A 16,553-nucleotide genomic window follows, 5' to 3' on the forward strand; every position below is an offset into this window, starting at 1 on the left:
CGTGCCGAATGTGCGTCATCCCGCGGGAAAAGCGCACATTCGGCACGAATCGTGGTGGGGGGTGTTACCGCAGGTACCTGTCGTAGAGGAGGGTCCTGCGGCACAGATCCGGCGGGTGGCACCCGCTGTCGCGGGGCTCCCCGTGGAGCAGCGCGTGACCGAAGTCGCGCAGCCGGGCGGCGTAGGTACGCCAGGAACTCGTATTCATGGTGGCTCTTCTTCCGTTGTGCGTCCTTGCACACCGATGCACGCTGGCAGGCGCGATCGGACGCGATGGGATGGATGAGCATCCGCGTCCGGGCGCGTTAACGCACGGAGGGCGTCGCCCCGTTGCGGGGGCGACGCCCTCCACAACGCGGACACTCTCTATTGCGAGGAGTCCGCGTCGCGATACGACGAGCCTGTCAGCCTGTCAGTAAGAAGAGCCCCGAAGGGCGCGAATTACTTGAGGGTGACGGTGGCGCCAGCCTCTTCGAGCTGGGCCTTCGCCTTGTCGGCGGTCTCCTTGTTGGCGCCCTCGAGCACGGTGCTCGGCGCGCCATCGACGAGGGCCTTCGCCTCACCGAGGCCGAGGCTGGTGAGGGCGCGCACCTCCTTGATGACCTGGATCTTCTTGTCACCGGCGGCCTCGAGGACGACGTCGAAGGAATCCTTCTCCTCGACCTCTTCGGCGGCGGCACCCGCACCACCGGCGGCCGGGGCGGCCACGGCGACGGGGGCGGCGGCGGTGACCTCGAAGGTCTCCTCGAACTTCTTCACGAACTCGCTGAGCTCGATGAGCGTGAGCTCCTTGAACGCGTCGAGCAGCTCGTCAGTCGACAGCTTTGCCATTGTTCTCTCCTTAGTTTCTGTGGTTACTCACCGCTGGCAGGATCCGGGACGGATCAGGCAGCGGACTCCTGCTTCTCACGCAGCGCGTCGACCGTGCGAACGGCCTGCGACAGCGGTGCGTTGAACAGATATGCGGCTCCGAACAGCGAGGCCTTGAAGGCGCCGGCCAGCTTGGCCAGCAGAACCTCACGGGACTCGAGGTCGGCGAGCTTGCCTACCTCTTCTGCGGTCAGAGCGTTACCGTCGAAGTAACCGCCCTTGACCACCAGCAGAGGGTTTGCCTTGGCGAAGTCACGCAGCGACTTCGCGACGGCGACAGGGTCACCGTGCACGAAGGCGATCGCGGACGGACCGGCGAGCTCGTCGTCGAACGACGAGATGCCTGCCTTGTTGGCCGCGATCTTGGTCAGCGTGTTCTTCACCACGGCGTACGTCGCGTGCTCACTGATGGACTTGCGCAGCGTCTTGAGCTGAGCAACAGTGAGACCGCGGTACTCGGTCAGCAGAACGGCGGTCGAGCTCTCGAACAGTCCTTCGAGCTCGGCAACCGTGGCTTCCTTGTTCGCCATGGCCTACTCCTCAATCTTCTTCGTCGCACACCGCGGGAGCGGTGTGCCGACCAGAGACCGCCGGGCAAAGAAAAAAGCTCCGGCGCAGGGCACGGAGCTGACGACCGCAAGGAACTCGCGGAGATTTGCTTCACACACCTGCGCGGGCCTCCACCTGAGTGGAACTTCGGTCGTGCATGCACGACGACCAGCGGTCTTTGGCTCAGAACAGGCTACGGGATGCGGGCATGCGTCCGCAACTCGACCCCGAGGTGCACGTCGTGGCGGCTGTTCCGGCCGGATTCCCGCCACGACGTGCAACCGGGCGAGACGATCAGCCGAGATGGACGTCGATGTAGCGCGGCCGGTAGTTGTCGACGTTCCGGTACACGTCGGCGGTGTCGAAGCTGTTGACGTTGTAGGTCACCAGCAGCGTGTCGCGGTCGCCCAGTTCCGGATGCGCCTTGGCGTTGTAGGTGAAGACGTTCCCCGAGGTCTCCGGGGTCGTGTAGAGAAGGGTCTTGCCGGTGAACGGGCCCACCGGGGACGAGGACCGGTAGAGCACGACGTGCTGACTGAGGATCTCGGTCGCGTCGCTGGTCACGAGCGCGTAGCCGCCCTGGAACTTGGACACGCTGTACTCGTTGGCGACCCCTTCCATGACGCGGCCCGAGGCGGACTCGTCCGCCGACCAGCCCGAACCCGTCCAGAACTGCCACGGCGCGCGGGTGAGACCGTTCGTCCGCACGCGCGCCACGTGCATGTACTTGGTCGCCTGCAGGTCCTCCACGCCGTAGACGTAGGTCCACGGGCCGTCCTCCAGGATCGCCGAGCCCCACTGGACGGTTCCGGCCGGCCGATCGACGACCCCCTCCAGCCGCAGGGAGTGCACATCGAAGGAGGCGACAGCGCTCCCCGCATAGGCGAAGTCGAACGGCCCGTCGCCGGTCTTGCGGAAGTGCAGCAGCATGACGCGCAGGTGCGAGCCCTCCACTGTGCCGTCTCCGAACCAGTACCAGTCCTTCCCCTCGTCGCCGCCCGCAACGGTCACCAGCGACTCCGGGGCCGCGGCGGTCCCGCCGGTGTAGGTCGTGAGGGTGCCCTTGCGGTCGACGACGATCGAGTTGTGGATGAACGGCGAGTCCGCCGGCCGGGAGTGGTCGGCGTTCACCCGGCCGAGGAACGTGTCGGAGTACAGCCAAGCGATTGCCCCTCCGGGCAGCGGGACGCTGTAGGCCGAGTCGGCGCCGGTCCAGCGTCCGGCGGTGTCGCCGTAGTGGCCGAACCGCTGGGTGAGGGTGGCATCCACCGTCGCGGACACGGCGGGAGGGGCAGCGGTCGACAGGGATGGCGCGTCCGTCTCCGCCACGGCGGCGGGAGCGGCGAGGGTGGCGGCGACGGCGGCCGCGACGGCGGCGAGGGCGGAGCCCAGGGCGGCCCTGCGGAAGGGGCGAGGCGTGCGGTGCATGGCTCTCCGATCGGTTCGCCGTCCGGGCGCCGGACGGCGGTGTCCATGGTGTGCGGGTGGTCCGCATCGTTGATATCGTTATCAACTGCGGGACACCATAGCACCCCCACGCCGCCGACGGGAGTGCTCGGCTAGGTTGGAGCCGGAGACCGGCGGAGGAGCCACGATGACCGAGACGTTGCCGGACGGCCAGGCGAAGCCGCCGACCGTCCGAGAAGTCGCGCAGCTCGCCGGCGTCAGCCCGATGACGGTCTCCCGCACGCTCGCGGGCGGCAAGAACGTCCGGCCCGACGTGCAGGACCGCGTGTTCGAGGCGGCCCGCGCGCTCGGCTACCACCGCAACGAGAACGCGCGCAGCCTCCGGCCCGGCCACACCAGCGGGCTCGTCGGCGTCGCCATCACCAACCTCGGCAACCCGTACTACGGCAACTTCGCCCTGGGAGTCGAAGAGGTCGCCGCGCAGTACGGCCGGCGCATCCTCCTCGGGAACACCGGCGAGGACATCGCGCGCGAGCGGCAGCTCGTCACCGACTTCATCGGCCGCCAGGTCGAGGGACTGATCGTCGTCCCCTCCGGCGAGGACGCCGCTCACCTGCACGAGGAGGCCCTGCGCGGACGGCCGCTCGTGCTGGCCTCCCGCACGGTGCCGGGCGTCCCGGCCGACTCCGTCGTGCTCGACGACGTCGGAGGCGCGCGGCGGGGCACGGCCGCCGTGATCGAGGCCGGTCACCGCCGGATCGCCTACCTGGGCAACGTGACCAGCGTCTTCACGGGCCGGCGCCGTTTCGAGGGTTACCGCGAGGCGCTCGACGCCGCCGGGATCCCCTTCGACCCTGCGCTGGTGCGGCGGGGGCAGCAGGATGTGGAGACCGCCTCGGCCGCCATGACGGAGCTGCTCGCGCTCCCCGACCCGCCGACCGCCGTCTTCACCGCCAACAACCGGAACACGATCGGCGCCATCCGGGCCCTCGCCGGCCGGATGCAGGCGAACGAGGACCTGCCGGCCATCGTCGGGTTCGACGACTTCGAGCTGGCCGAGCTGATGCCGATGCCGGTCACGATCGTCACCCACGATCCGCGGGCCCTGGGCCGCGAGGCCGCGCGACTGCTGTTCGACCGTCTGCTCGGCCGGACGGAGGCCGCACCGCGGTCCCTGCAGATGCCGACGCCACTGCGCATCGCCCGGCCCTGACGGGATGTCCGCCCGGCGAAGTTGACGCCGATCTGGACGATGTGCAATGGTAACGATACCAAGACGGAAGGACCCGGACGTGGGCGTGCTGTGCATCGACTTCGGCGGCACCGAGATCAAACTCGGTGTCCTCGAGGGCTCCCGCACGCTCGCCGCGACCGCCCTCCCGAACACGGGCAGCGAGCGCGACCTCGACGCGGTGGCCGCGGCCGCCGGCGGCCTGTCGCAGCCGTTCGACGCGGTCGGGATCGCCGTGCCGGGAGTGGTGGACCGCCCCACCGCCTCCCTCGTCGCGGCGCACGGCAAGTACGGCTGGGCGCTCGGGCGCGACCTCGGGGCCTGGTCGCGCGACGCCTTCGGTGCGGCGGCGGTCGTCGAGAACGACGCCCGGGCCGCCCTCCTGGGCGAGACGACCCACGGCTGCGCCGCCGGCGCCCGCGACACCGTTCTCGTCACCCTCGGCACCGGGATCGGCACGGCCGCCCTGGTCGACGGCGTCCTGCTGCGCGGCCCCCACGACCACGCGGGCATCCTCGGTGGACACATCACGGTCCAGCTCGACGGACCGCCGTGCACCTGCGGCAACATCGGCTGCGCCGAAGCGGTCGCGAGCACCTGGGCGCTCCAGCGCGACGCCGCCGCCGACCGGGCGCTCGCGGCAGCGCTCGCCACCCCCGACGGCTCCGCGCCCGGCCTCAAGGAGCTGATCGACCGCTCCGGCGACGAGGTGGCGGCCCGCGTGCTCGACCGCTTCGTACTCGCCTGGTCTGCCGCGATCGTCGGGATGTGCCATGCCTACGACCCCGAGACGGTGATCGTCTCCGGCGGGGCGATGCGCGCCGCCGACCTCCTCCTCCCCCGTCTCACCGCCGTGGTGCACGAGCACCTGTGGTCGTCCTCCTTCCGCCCGCCCCTGATCTCCCCGGAAGCGCCCGAGCACTCGGTGCTCCTCGGCCTCTCGGCCGCCGCTTCCCGAAAGGACCTCTCGTGACGACCGCCCCCTCCACGTACGACCGCCAGCCGAGCATCCCCCTTCCGGCCGGCAGCCGCATCCTCTCCGGCGCGGAGGCCTGGGCGGAGCTGGACCGGGCGGCCCGCACGGCCGGCGGTCAGCCGGTCATCGCGGTCGACGCGTACCCCGGAGTCGACGTCCCCGCCCTGGTCGCCGAGCTGCAGGCGGCACTCCCCGAGTACGCGGTCATCGACATGGAGGTCGCCGCCAAGCCCGCCGAGCAGCTCGAGGCGATGATCGCCCGCAACCTCACCGACGACCGCGTGTTCGGCGTGATGAGCCACTTCACCCTGGACGAGTTCTACCTCGCGGCCGAGCTGGAGGAGCTGGGGGCGGCCGTCTCCGCCTCCCGCCGGCCGACCGTGCTCGTCGGCTGGGGCGCCTCCCTCGTCCCGGTCGGGCCGAGCGTGCTCGTGCTCGCCGACCTCGCGCGCTGGGAGATCCAGCGCCGCCACCGTGCCGGGGCGACGAACTGGCACGCGGCCAACCCCGGAGAGGACATCCTGCGCAAGTACAAGCGGGGCTTCTTCGTGGAGTGGCGCACGGCCGACCGGCACAAGCGCACGCTGTTCGACCGGCTCGACTACGTGCTCGACACCAACACCAGCATCCCGGAGGCGGGCCTGATCACCGGCGACGCCTTCCGTGGCGCGCTCGCCGCCGCCAGCACCGCGCCGTTCCGCGTCGTCCCGTTCTTCGACCCCGGCGTCTGGGGCGGCCAGTGGATGAAGCGCACCCTCGACCTCGAGGACGGCCCGGCCAACTACGCCTGGTGCTTCGACTGCGTCCCCGAGGAGAACTCGCTGCTGCTGGAGGCCGACGGCCGCGTCGTCGAGATCCCCGCGATGGACCTCGTGCTCACCCGGCCGCGGGAGCTGCTCGGCGCGAAGACCTTCGCGCGCTTCGGTGCGGAGTTCCCGATCCGCTTCGACTTCCTCGACACGGTCGAGGGCGGCAACCTCTCCCTTCAGGTCCACCCGCTGACGGACTACATCCTCGACACCTTCGGGATGCACTACACGCAGGACGAGAGCTACTACCTGCTCGACGCGGAGGACGATGCGGTCGTCTACCTGGGCCTCAAGAACGGCGTGGACCGCGACGAGATGCTGCGGGCGCTCGAGGCCGCGGCCGACCCCGACCGCCCGTTCGACGCCGAACGCTTCGTCAACGTGTTCCCGGCCCGCAAGCACGACCACTTCTCGATCCCGGCGGGCACCGTCCACGCCTCGGGGGCGAACTCGATGGTGCTCGAGATCTCGGCGACGCCGTTCATCTTCACCTTCAAGCTGTGGGACTGGGGGCGCCTCGGGCTGGACGGCATCCCGCGTCCCGTCCACCTGGAGCACGGCAGCCGCAACATCCAGTGGGACCGCGACACCGACTGGGTGCGGGAGAACCTCCTCGACCAGGTCGAGCTCCTCTCGGAGGGCGACGGGGTGCGCGAGGAGCGCACCGGCCTCCACGCGCTGGAGTTCCTCGAGGTGCGCAGGCACTGGTTCGAGACCGAGGCGCAGCACGACACCGACGGCACGGTCAACGTGCTGAACCTGGTCGAGGGTGACGCCGTCGACGTGGTCAGCCCGACCGGCGCCTTCGCCCCGTTCCGGGTCCACTACGCCGAGACGTTCATCGTCCCGGCCGCCGTCGGCCCCTACATCGTCCGCCGAGCGGCGGGCTCGTCCGCCGAGGCCTTCGCGACCGTCAAGGCCTCGGTGCGCGGCACCAGCACCACCGACAACTGAACACCGCACAGTACCCGGCCGACGGCCGGACCCGAACAAGGGAGTTCACATGCACAAGAGACGCACCATGGCACTCGCCGCGTCCGTCCTGGCCGCCGGCCTCCTGCTCGCCGGATGCTCCGGCGGCGGGGACTCGGGCGCGACGACCGGCACGCTGAAGTTCTACACGGACAAGGCCGCCTGGAAGCCGCAGTTCCAGTCCCTCAACCCGACATCGCAGAAGGATGTCAAGATCTCGCTCAGCACGACCGGCTACTCCGACGAGAACCAGTACCAGGCCTTCGTCAAGCAGTCGTTCCGCACGCAGCAGAGCCCCGGGCTGTTCACGTGGGCCACGGGCGACCAGCTCAACCAGCTGGTCGGGCAGAAGCTCGTCGCGGACACCTCCTCGATCTGGAAGAAGGCGATCGCCGACGGCGACGTCAGCGAGGACCTTTCCAAGTACTACACGGTCGACGGCAAGCAGTACTGCGTGCCGATGAACATCGCGTACTGGGTCATGTACTACAACAAGAAGATCTTCGACCAGAACGGCATCGAGAAGCCGACGACCTGGAAGGAGCTGATGGACGACGCCGCGAAGCTCAAGAAGGCCGGAGTGACGCCGTTCTACCAGACCAGCACGCTGTTCACCTTCCCCTGGTTCGAGACGCTGGTCGCGGGCACGGATCCGAAGCTGTACAACGGCCTCTCGGACGGATCGGTGAAGTACACCGACCCGCGCATCGTCGACATCATGAACGAGTGGCTCGACCAGCAGAAGAAGGGCTGGTTCAGCGACGCGGGAAGCAAGACGGACCCGGCCCAGATGCTCAAGCAGGGCGACATGGCGATGATCAACTTCGGCACCTTCTTCGGCGCGTCCCTCGACGGCGTCGGCATGAAGGCCGGCACCGACTACGACTACTTCATCATCCCGGCGGTCAACCCGGACCTGAAGAAGACCCCCGTCCCGGTCGAGACCGGCCCGATGTGCGTGGCGCAGAGCTCGAAGCAGAAGGACCTCGGTCTCGCCTACTCGAAGTGGTGGATGACCGCGGGCGCGCAGACGGCGTGGAGCAACGCCCGCGGCGACGTGCCCTTCAACCCGAAGGCCGAGGTCAAGGACGCGGGGCTCAAGAAGCTCGGCGAGGACGTCTCGGGCCGCGACTACCAGCTGGTCACCCGCTACTTCGAGGCCGCCCCGACGCCCGTCCTGAACGTGGCGCTGGAGGAGTTCGGCGCCTTCTCGGCCAACCCCGGTGACCCGCTGCCGTACCTGCAGAAGATCCAGGATGCCGCCGACAAGTACTGGGCGAGCAAGAAGTAGTGAGCGACGCCCGACCTCAGTACCGCTGGGCCGCCCGGGGCTTCATCGCCCCGGGCGCGATCCTGGTGGCCGTCCTCCTCTACCTCCCCCTGCTGTGGACGGTGTTCCTCAGCCTCACCGACTACAACGGACTCGGCGACCCGGTGTGGGCCGGGCTGGCGAACTACCAGACGATGTTCGAGGACCCCGACTTCCTCAACTCGATGTTCAACACCCTGCTCTGGGTGGTCGGAACGCTGGTCATCCCCGTCGGGCTCGGCCTCGCGCTGGCGCTGCTGACCTTCAACCTGAAGGGCGGGGTCTGGCTGCGCCTGCCCTTCCTGATCCCGTATGCCATCTCCGGAATCGGCGTCGGCCTGATCTGGTCGTTCGTGCTGCAGAGCAACGGTGCGCTGGACCAGGCCCTGCACTTCTTCGGCGTCCAGGACACCCCGAGGTGGCTGCTGGACGCGCCGCTCAACACGGTGGTCATGATCGTCGCGGCGGCGTGGCAGGGCGTGGGCGTGAACGCTCTGCTGTTCACGATCGGGTTGCAGTCGATCCCGAAGGAGCCGCTCGAGGCCGCACGCCTCGACGGAGCGCGAGGGTTCCGGCTGTTCGGCAGCATCCTGTGGCCGATGCTCCGCCCGCTGACCACCGTCGTGATCGGGCTCTCGATCGTCGCGAGCCTGAAGACGTTCGACATCGTGCTGGGGATGACGAAGGGCGGCCCCGGCCGCGTCTCCGAGACGCTCGCCCTCACCATGTACAACGACACGTTCGTCGACAGCCAGTACGGCTTGGGGTCGGCCATCGCGGTGTTCCTCACCGTCGTGACCCTCGTCGCTTCTGTGCTGTACCTGCGGCAGCAGCTGTCGAAGAAGAACGAGCTCTAGGAGAACCCATGGCGTCGACCGCCTCCCGCATCGCCCGGACGACCGTCCTCGTCGTCTTCGGCATCATCTGGCTGCTGCCGGTGTACCTGCTCGTCGTGAACGCCGCGAAGTCGCCCCAGGCGTACGACTCCAAGCAGTCGTGGATCCCGACCGGCTTCGACCTGTTCTCGAACATGGCGGAGGCGTGGCAGCTCAGCAACCTGGGCGACAGCGTCACCAGCACGGTGATCTACGCGGTGGTGTCGCCGCTGATCGCGGTGATCGTCGGCGCCGCCGCCGGTTTCGCCATCGTCGCCCTCCGGCTCAAGCGCGGCTTCTTCTGGTTCGTGTTCATCTTCGGGGGGACGGTGTTCCCCCTCCAGATGGTCCTGCTGCCGTTGTTCGACGGGTACTCCCGCGTGGGGCTCTTCGACACGCAGCTGGGCATGATCATCGTGTACACAGCCATCTCCATCCCGTTCAGCGCCTTCGTGATGCGCAACTTCTTCACCGGCATCGCGCACAACGTCTTCGAGGCGGCGGTGGTGGACGGCGCATCGACCTGGCGCATCTTCGTGCGCATCTACCTGCCGATGGCATCGAGCGCACTGGTGGCGGTGTTCATCCTCCAGGCCACGTTCATCTGGAACGACCTGCTGCTCGGCCTGACGCTCAGCCAGTCCGACAACGTGCGCCCGATCGTCACGACGCTCAGCGGGATGCAGAGCACGTACGGCGGCGCGCAGCTGTCGACCGTGCTCGCGGCGGGGATCCTGGTGTCGCTGCCGACCGTCATCCTGTTCCTGTTCACCCAGAAGTTCTTCTCCCGCGGCCTGGCCCTCGGGCAGTACTGACCCGCACCACGCCGTCCCTAGCTCTGGAGCACCGATGCCCCGCACCGCCAACCGCACCATCCCGACGGTCGACGACCTCGCCGCCGAGCCGGTCTCGCACCACTACGACGACCTGATCGCCCCGGCCGGCCTGACCAACCACCGCGGAACGGTGACGGTCGGGCACGACCTCGTCGGGCTGTCCTCCGTGACGTTCCCGCCGGTGTCGCAGGGGCTCGCGAAGACCGGCGCTCTCTTCGTCGACGGCCGGGTGTTCGAGTCGTTCGGCATCCCGATCACGCACTCCTGGCGTCCCGACCGGGTCGTCCGCGAGGCCGAGGTCGACGGCCTGGCGATCGCGTCGACGACGGTCGCCGTGCCGGGCGAGCACGCGGTGGCCGTGGACATCGTCGTACGCAACACGGGCGACCGCCCGAGGTCCGTCCGCATCGGGCTGGCGCTCGCGGCACGCGTGACCGCGGTCGCCGGCTCGTGGGGCGACGCGGAGTCGCCGAACGTGCGCAACACGGTCGAGGTGGACGGCGACGAGACCCGGTTGGTGTTCACCGACGACGGCCGGACGGCGTGGAGCGTGCAGGGCCTCGACCGCCCCGGGAGCGCGCGCGTGAGCGCCGTCCCGCCGTCCCCGGTGGACGGCTTCGAGGTCGGCATCGGCGGCGCCGGGCGCGGAGGGGAGGTCGACACGGTGCTGGAGGTCGCCGCCGGCGGAACCGCCCGGGTCGGTTACATCCACTCCGTCGCCCCCGATCGGGAGCAGGCGGTCGCCGCGTACGACCGCGTCGCGGCCGACGTCCCCGCAGCCGTCGCCGCGGCGGAGCGCTACTGGGACGACCAGCTGCGCGCGGCGTTCACCACCGGGAACGGCGAGTACTCCGGCCGGCTGCCGGAGCTCGACACCAACTCGGACGAGCTGCGGACGCTCTACTGGTGGGGCGTGCTCGGGATGCTGTACTTCCGCCGCGACTACGAGACCGGCGTCCGTCCGCGGACCTACGACACCCTGATGCCGAACTACTGGGCGACCACCACGTTCATCTGGGACTACTCCCTCAGCTCCGTGGCGCACGCCCTCCTCGACCCGGACGAGATGCGCGCCCAGCTGCTGCACTGGATCGGGAGCGACATCCACACGCACTTCGGCACGTCGGCGCTCACCGGCGGCCCGGTCGGCCGCTGGTACTCGGTCAACGACTACGCGATGACGCGCCTGGTGGCCGACTATGTGCGCATCACCGGCGACGACGGCTTCCTCGCGGAGCGCGTCGGCGCGGCAGGCGCCGAGCGGACCGTCCTGGAGCACGTCGTCGAGTGGGCGCAGGCGTACCGCGGGCTGCGGGTCGGCGGCCGGCTCGCCGACTACGGCGAGATCGACAACCTGCTGGAGTGCGTCAGCTCGTACACGCACGAGGTGGCGAGCCTGAACGCGGCCAACGTCTGGAACCTCCGCACCGCCGCCGATCTCCTCGACCGCGCCGGCGACCGCGAGCGCGCGGCCGGGCTGCGCGACGAGGCGGAAGCGCTGCTCCCCCACGTGCGTGCGCTGTACCTGGACGGGACCGGCCACTTCGCTGCGGGCCAGCCGGACGGCACCCGCATCCCGGTCCGCCACTGCTACGACTTCAACGTGGTCGGCACCACCATCGCCGACGACCTGGAGCCCCGGGTCCGCGACGAGATGGTCGCCTTCTTCAGGCACGACCTGCAGACGGACAACTGGATGCGCGCCCTCTCCCCCTGGGACCCGGACGCGAGCTTCAGCGTGCGCCCCGACCACCAGTGGAACGGCGCCTACCCCGCCTGGCCCGCGGATGCCGCTCGCTCGCTCATCGCGCTCGGCGCCGCCGAGGTCGCACTGCCCTGGCTGGGCGGGCTCGCCCGCACGGCGAACCAGGGTCCTCCCGGTCAGGCCCACTTCGTCGAGGAGGCGCTTCCCGGCATCGCGGGAGGGGCACGCAAGGCCCCTCCGCAGCTGCCGTACATCAACGACTGGGCGTGCTCGTCCGCGGGGGCGTGGATCGCCCTCGTGCTCGAGTCGGTGTTCGGCGTCCGGTCCGCGGTCGACGGAAGCGTCTCCGCGGTCTCCGTCGCCCACCGGCTGGACCCCGACGCCACCCTCGCCGGTTACGCTGCGGGCGGCCGGCGCTACCGCATCCATGCCGACGGCCGGGTGGACGAGGAGTGACCGCACCGATCGAGGTGCCGCTGGACCCGGTGCTCGGCAGCCCGGTGGAGCTGCGCGGCGCCGTGGAGGTCGTGCGTGGAGCCCTCGGTGTGCTCCCCCGCCGCGTGCGGTCGGATCAGTGGTCGCGCATCCCGGACGACTTCATGCTCGCGTCGGTATCGCAATGCGCGGGGGTGCGCCTCGCGTTCCGGACGCCGGCCGACGTGCTGGAGCTGACGGTGCACGCCACGAAGATGGTCCCGGACGAGCAGGTTCCGCTCCCCGCGGCCGCGTACGAGCTCGTGGTCGACGGCCGCCTGGTGCAGACCAGGGAGTCGTCCGCCGGCTCGCGTTTCGTGTTCGCCTTCGAGCGCCCGGATGCCTACCGCGTTGCGGGAGCGACGGACACCCTCCGGTTCGAGGGGCTCGGCGGCTCGATGAAGGACGTGGAGCTGTGGCTCCCCTACACCGACGAGGTGGAGCTCGTCTCGTTGCGCGCGGACGCTCCGGTCGAGGCCCCCCGCTCGCCGTCGGGCCTCCGCTGGCTGCACCACGGCAGCTCGATCAGCCACGGCTACATCGCGACCCGCACCTCCCGGACCTGGCCGGTCGCCGCCGCCCGCGCGGTCGGGGCCGAGCTGACCAGCGCAGCGTTCTCCGGCAACGCACTGCTCGACCAGCTGACCGCCAGGACGATGCGCGACACCCCCGCAGACGTCATCAGCGTCAAGGTCGGCATCAACGTCGTCAACGGCGATCTCATGCGGCGCCGCATCTTCCGGAGCGCGCTGCACGGGTTTCTCGACACGATCCGCGACGGGCATCCCGGGACGCCGCTGCTCGTCGTCTCCCCGATCTTCTGCGAGCCGGTTGAGCACCTCCCGGGCCCGACCATCCAGGATCCGGCCCGCACGGACCCGTGGACGATCACGGCCGGACGGGAGGAGGAGCTGGAGCAGGGGAAGCTGAGCCTGGGTGTCATCCGCGAGGAGATCGCGGCCCTCGTCGCCCTCCGCTCCGGCGAGGACCAGAACCTCCACCACCTCGACGGCCTGACGCTGTACGACGCGGACGACGCCGCGCGGATGCCGCTCCCCGACAACCTCCACCCGGGTGACGACGTGCAGGCCCTCATCGCCGAGCGCTTCGCCCGGCTGGTGTTCGGGCCGGGCGGTGCTTTCAGCGGGCCGAAGGGAACGTGAGGTCCTTGCCGCTGCCGGCGTCCCGGACCATGGTCTCGACGAACCTCGCGAACTGCTCGGGATCGCTGATCGCCCCTCGGTACCTCTCCCCGTTGACGAAGACGGCCGGGGTGGTGAAGCCACCGCGGATCGGGTCCTTCAGCTGCGGATGGGACGTCGCGGCGAGCGTCGCGTTCGTGACGAAATCGGCATGCGTCTGCTCGTTGACGCAGGTGGTGATCGCCTTCGAGGAGACCCCGGCGCCCGCGAAGACCTTGAGGATCTCGTCGTTGGTGAGCCCGTCGTCGTTCGCCTCGTCCGGCTGATCGGCGAACAGGGCGGCGTTGACATCCCAGAATTTCTCCGGCCGAGAGCTTGCGACGCAGCTCGCGGCTGCGGCCGAGCGCGTGGAGTACTCGTTGTTCGTCGGGATGTCGCGGATCGCAACCGGGTGCAGCTCCAGGGTCGCCGTTCCGTCGGTGAGCCACTTCTCGATCTGCTCCGCGTTCTGGGCCTCGAAGGCTTTGCAGCCGGGGCACTGATAGTCGACCCAGATCTGGACGTGAGCGGTCTTGCCGTCGAGGGCTACCGTGGTGGGCTTCGGCTCTGCGCCCTTCGTGAGGGCCGCCGCCGGCGTCACGGTCATCGATCCGTCGTAGCGCACGCCGCCGCTCGGCATGTTCTTCGGGTTCACCGCCTCGGCGACGGCGGCTGGTCCGCTCCCGAACACCACCGCACCGACGATCGCCAGCGCCGACACGATGCCGAGGATCACGGAACCCTGGACGACGATCTTGCGTCGCCTGGCCTTCCTGGCCGCCTCCTCGCGGACCCTCCGGGCGGTCTCGCGGGCCTGCTGCCGGCGGTCGTTCCTGCTCGGACCCGTCGCTCCCCTGCCGGTGCCCATCCCTACCGTCCCATCGATCTCGGCGAACGGGGTGCGCGATCGCGCCCCTCAAGTGAGAGACGCGATCGAAGCCGGCTTCATGACGCGGTGACGCCCGCGGCCCGCGTACTCAGTCGCTCGACGGCGCCAGGGGCAGCGCCACCGTGAACACGGTGTCGCCCGGGACGCTGCGCACCGTGACCTCCCCGCCGTGCGCCTGCACGACGGCCTGCACGATCGCGAGCCCGAGCCCCGTGGAGCCGGTGGCGCGGTTGCGGGAGCTGTCGCCGCGGGCGAAGCGCTCGAACAGGGTGGCCTGCAGGTCCTCCGGGATGCCGGGGCCGTCGTCGGCGACGGTGACGATCGCGCGGCCGGCGTCCGCATCCACTCGCAGTCCGGCAGTGACCTTCGTGCCCTCGGGGGTGTGGACGCGCGCGTTGGCCAGCAGGTTCATCAGCACCTGGTGCAGCCGCGGAGCGTCCCCGACCACCTCGACCGGCTCCTCCGGCAGGTCCAGCACCCATTCGTGGTCGGGTCCCGCCGCGTGCGCGTCGCTGAGCGCGTCGACCAGCAGAAGCGTGAGGTCGACGGGGTCGCGGTCGAGCTCCCGGCCCTCGTCGAGACGGGCGAGCAGCAGGAGGTCCTCGACCAGCGAGGTCATGCGCGTCGCCTCGGACTCGATCCGGCCGAGCGACCGGGTCACGTCGGGAGGGAGCTCGTGCGGCGCGCGCCGGGTCAGCTCCGCGTAGCCGCGGATCGACGCGAGCGGCGTCCGCAGCTCGTGGCTGGCGTCGGCGACGAACCGCCGTACCTTCTGCTCGCTGGCCTGCCGGGCGGTCAGCGCGGAGGCGACGTGGCCGAGCATGCGGTTCAGGGCGGAGCCCACCTTGCCCACCTCGGTGTGCTCGTCGGTGTCCTCCTCCGGCACCCGCACCGACAGCGCGACATCGCCGTGGTCGAGCGGCAGCTTGGAGACCTGCTCCGCCGTGCCGGCGACCCGCTCCAGCGGACGCATCGCCAGCCGGACCACCACGCTCGCGAGCAGGAAGGCGAACACCAGTCCGGCGAGGGTGACCAGCACGATGACGAGGGTGAGACGGGCGACGGTGGCGTTCACGTCGCTGAGCGGGAGGCCGATGATGACGCTGTCGCCGTTGGACAGCTCGACGGCGGCCACCCGATAGTCACCGAGCGACGGCCCGAGCTTGATCGTCCGCGGATGTCCGTCGGCCGGGAGCGTCAGGAGCGCTGTCGTCCCGATGGTGACACGCTGTGGCGCGACAGGCTGATCGGGCGTGCCGTTCTGCGGCCGCTCAGAGAGGATCACCGGATACAACAGCATGTCCCCGCTGCGAATGACGCCGAAGGTGCCCGTCTGCTGTCCGGGTGTCTGCACGATGCCGATGACGTCCGGACCGGTCGGCTGATCACCGTAGATCCGGTCCGCCGCGTGCTGACCACGCACGAGCGCGGACGTCAGCTGGGCATCCAGCCGCTGCATCAGGTAGTTCTGCAGGGCGAAGACGCTGATCGTGCCGATGACCGCGCCGAGGACGGCCAACATCGCGACGACGACGAGCACGACACGGCTGCGCAGCGTCCACGAGCGGAAGGGACGGATGCGCGGGAGCTTGCCGCGGCCCGCCGGAGCTGGGGCGCCCGCCGTGCGGGCGGTGGTCATTGCGCGGCCTTGACCATGTAGCCGGCGCCGCGCACGGTGTGGATCATCGGGGCGCGGCCGGCGTCGATCTTCTTGCGCAGGTAGGAGATGTAGAGCTCGACGACGCTCGAGGAGCCGCCGAAGTCGTAGCTCCAGACGCGGTCGAGGATCTGCGCCTTGCTGAGCACGCGGCGCGGGTTGCGCATCAGGAAGCGCAGCAGCTCGAACTCTGTCGCGGTCAGCTGGATGAGTTCGCCGTCGCGGTGCACCTCGTAGCTGTCCTCGTCGAGCACGAGGTCGCCGACGATGAGCACGGGGTCGTCGTGGTCGGCGACCGCCGCACGAGAGCGGCGGAGCAGCCCGCGCAGCCGGGCGACCAGCTCCTCCAGGCTGAACGGCTTCGTCACGTAGTCGTCGCCGCCGGCCGTGAGCCCGGCGATGCGGTCGTCGAGCGAGTCCTTCGCAGTGAGGAACAGCACAGGCGCCTCGTTGCCGTCCGCCCGCATCCGGGAGAGCACCTGGAGGCCGTCGATGTCGGGCAGCATGATGTCGAGCACCACGACATCCGGCTTGAACTCGCGCGACAGTTGCAGCGCCTGCTGGCCCGTCGACGCCGTCTTGACGTCCCAGTCCTCGTAGTGGAGCGCCATCGCGAGCAGATCCGTCAGCGTGGCCTCGTCGTCGACGACGAGCACGCGGATCGCACCCCCGTCCGCCCGGCGCAGGAGGGTACGGGGCTGGCTGGAGGCGCTGGAGGCGGCGCGGGCGTTGATGGTCACCTTTCTCATTATGAGGAGCGGAATGGATGGTGACTTTGCGGAAGCTATGAACTCTCTGAGCGCGGCGTCCGCC

General features: G+C 69.9%; 15 protein-coding genes. 8 read left to right on the forward strand and 7 right to left on the reverse strand.

Annotation, left to right across the window (positions count from 1 at the left end; all coding sequences use genetic code 11):
- Positions 1-64: 64 nt before the first annotated feature.
- The 4 genes from HNO83_RS01270 to HNO83_RS01285 all read right to left on the reverse strand — a co-directional run bounded on the left by HNO83_RS01270 (position 65) and on the right by HNO83_RS01285 (position 2,847).
- Positions 65-208 (reverse strand): hypothetical protein, encoded by a 144-nt coding sequence (locus tag HNO83_RS01270; protein ID WP_175335683.1) that lies wholly within the window; start codon positions 206-208, stop codon positions 65-67.
- A gap of 233 nt (positions 209-441) precedes the next feature.
- A complete protein-coding gene (gene rplL, locus HNO83_RS01275) occupies positions 442-831 on the reverse strand; it encodes a 50S ribosomal protein L7/L12 (RefSeq protein ID WP_064110997.1) in 390 nt (129 codons plus the stop codon).
- A gap of 53 nt (positions 832-884) precedes the next feature.
- The gene (gene rplJ, locus HNO83_RS01280) at positions 885-1,400 is read right to left on the reverse strand and encodes a 50S ribosomal protein L10 (protein WP_175335684.1); all 516 of its coding nucleotides are present in this window, start codon (positions 1,398-1,400) and stop codon (positions 885-887) included.
- A 313-nt stretch (positions 1,401-1,713) separates the two neighbouring features.
- Positions 1,714-2,847: a DUF5005 domain-containing protein gene (locus tag HNO83_RS01285; RefSeq protein ID WP_175335685.1), complete on the reverse strand. Its 1,134-nt coding sequence runs from the start codon at positions 2,845-2,847 to the stop codon at positions 1,714-1,716.
- Between the two features lie 166 nt (positions 2,848-3,013).
- Between HNO83_RS01285 and HNO83_RS01290 the strand changes: the two genes are divergently transcribed.
- The 8 genes from HNO83_RS01290 to HNO83_RS20690 are packed head-to-tail and all read left to right on the forward strand — an operon-like array spanning position 3,014 to position 13,176.
- A complete protein-coding gene (locus HNO83_RS01290; protein ID WP_175335686.1) occupies positions 3,014-4,039 on the forward strand; it encodes a LacI family DNA-binding transcriptional regulator in 1,026 nt (341 codons plus the stop codon).
- Positions 4,040-4,085: 46 nt separating this feature from the next.
- Entirely contained in the window at positions 4,086-5,030 is a 945-nt protein-coding gene (locus HNO83_RS01295) for an ROK family protein (RefSeq protein ID WP_175335687.1), read from the forward strand.
- Positions 5,027-6,796, forward strand: a complete 1,770-nt coding sequence (locus HNO83_RS01300; RefSeq protein ID WP_175335688.1) for a class I mannose-6-phosphate isomerase — start codon at positions 5,027-5,029, stop codon at positions 6,794-6,796. The genes HNO83_RS01295 and HNO83_RS01300 overlap by 4 nt, the downstream gene beginning before the upstream one ends.
- Before the next feature lie 49 nt (positions 6,797-6,845).
- Entirely contained in the window at positions 6,846-8,105 is a 1,260-nt protein-coding gene (locus tag HNO83_RS01305; protein ID WP_175335689.1) for an ABC transporter substrate-binding protein, read from the forward strand.
- Positions 8,105-8,980 (forward strand): carbohydrate ABC transporter permease, encoded by an 876-nt coding sequence (locus tag HNO83_RS01310; protein ID WP_349627045.1) that lies wholly within the window; start codon positions 8,105-8,107, stop codon positions 8,978-8,980. Before HNO83_RS01305 ends, HNO83_RS01310 begins: the two co-directional genes overlap by 1 nt.
- A gap of 8 nt (positions 8,981-8,988) precedes the next feature.
- Positions 8,989-9,813 (forward strand): carbohydrate ABC transporter permease, encoded by an 825-nt coding sequence (locus tag HNO83_RS01315; protein ID WP_175335690.1) that lies wholly within the window; start codon positions 8,989-8,991, stop codon positions 9,811-9,813.
- A 34-nt stretch (positions 9,814-9,847) separates the two neighbouring features.
- Complete coding sequence (locus HNO83_RS01320; RefSeq protein WP_175335691.1) at positions 9,848-11,995, forward strand: glucosidase family protein; 2,148 nt, start codon at positions 9,848-9,850, stop codon at positions 11,993-11,995.
- Positions 11,992-13,176 carry a GDSL-type esterase/lipase family protein gene (locus HNO83_RS20690; protein ID WP_217498552.1) on the forward strand — a complete coding sequence of 395 codons (1,185 nt, stop codon included), beginning with the start codon at positions 11,992-11,994 and terminating at the stop codon, positions 13,174-13,176. The genes HNO83_RS01320 and HNO83_RS20690 overlap by 4 nt, the downstream gene beginning before the upstream one ends.
- On the opposite strand, the gene HNO83_RS01330 is transcribed toward HNO83_RS20690, so the two are convergent.
- The 3 genes from HNO83_RS01330 to HNO83_RS01340 all read right to left on the reverse strand — a co-directional run bounded on the left by HNO83_RS01330 (position 13,154) and on the right by HNO83_RS01340 (position 16,489).
- Positions 13,154-14,062 (reverse strand): DsbA family protein, encoded by a 909-nt coding sequence (locus HNO83_RS01330; RefSeq protein ID WP_175335692.1) that lies wholly within the window; start codon positions 14,060-14,062, stop codon positions 13,154-13,156. The genes HNO83_RS20690 and HNO83_RS01330 overlap by 23 nt on opposite strands.
- A gap of 109 nt (positions 14,063-14,171) precedes the next feature.
- A complete protein-coding gene (locus tag HNO83_RS01335) occupies positions 14,172-15,722 on the reverse strand; it encodes a sensor histidine kinase (protein ID WP_175335693.1) in 1,551 nt (516 codons plus the stop codon).
- Positions 15,719-16,489: a response regulator transcription factor gene (locus tag HNO83_RS01340; RefSeq protein WP_283810034.1), complete on the reverse strand. Its 771-nt coding sequence runs from the start codon at positions 16,487-16,489 to the stop codon at positions 15,719-15,721. Before HNO83_RS01340 ends, HNO83_RS01335 begins: the two co-directional genes overlap by 4 nt.
- Between the last annotated feature and the right edge of the window lie 64 nt (positions 16,490-16,553).

It is taken from the genome of Leifsonia sp. C5G2, assembly GCF_013359685.1.
GTDB lineage: Bacteria > Actinomycetota > Actinomycetes > Actinomycetales > Microbacteriaceae > Leifsonia.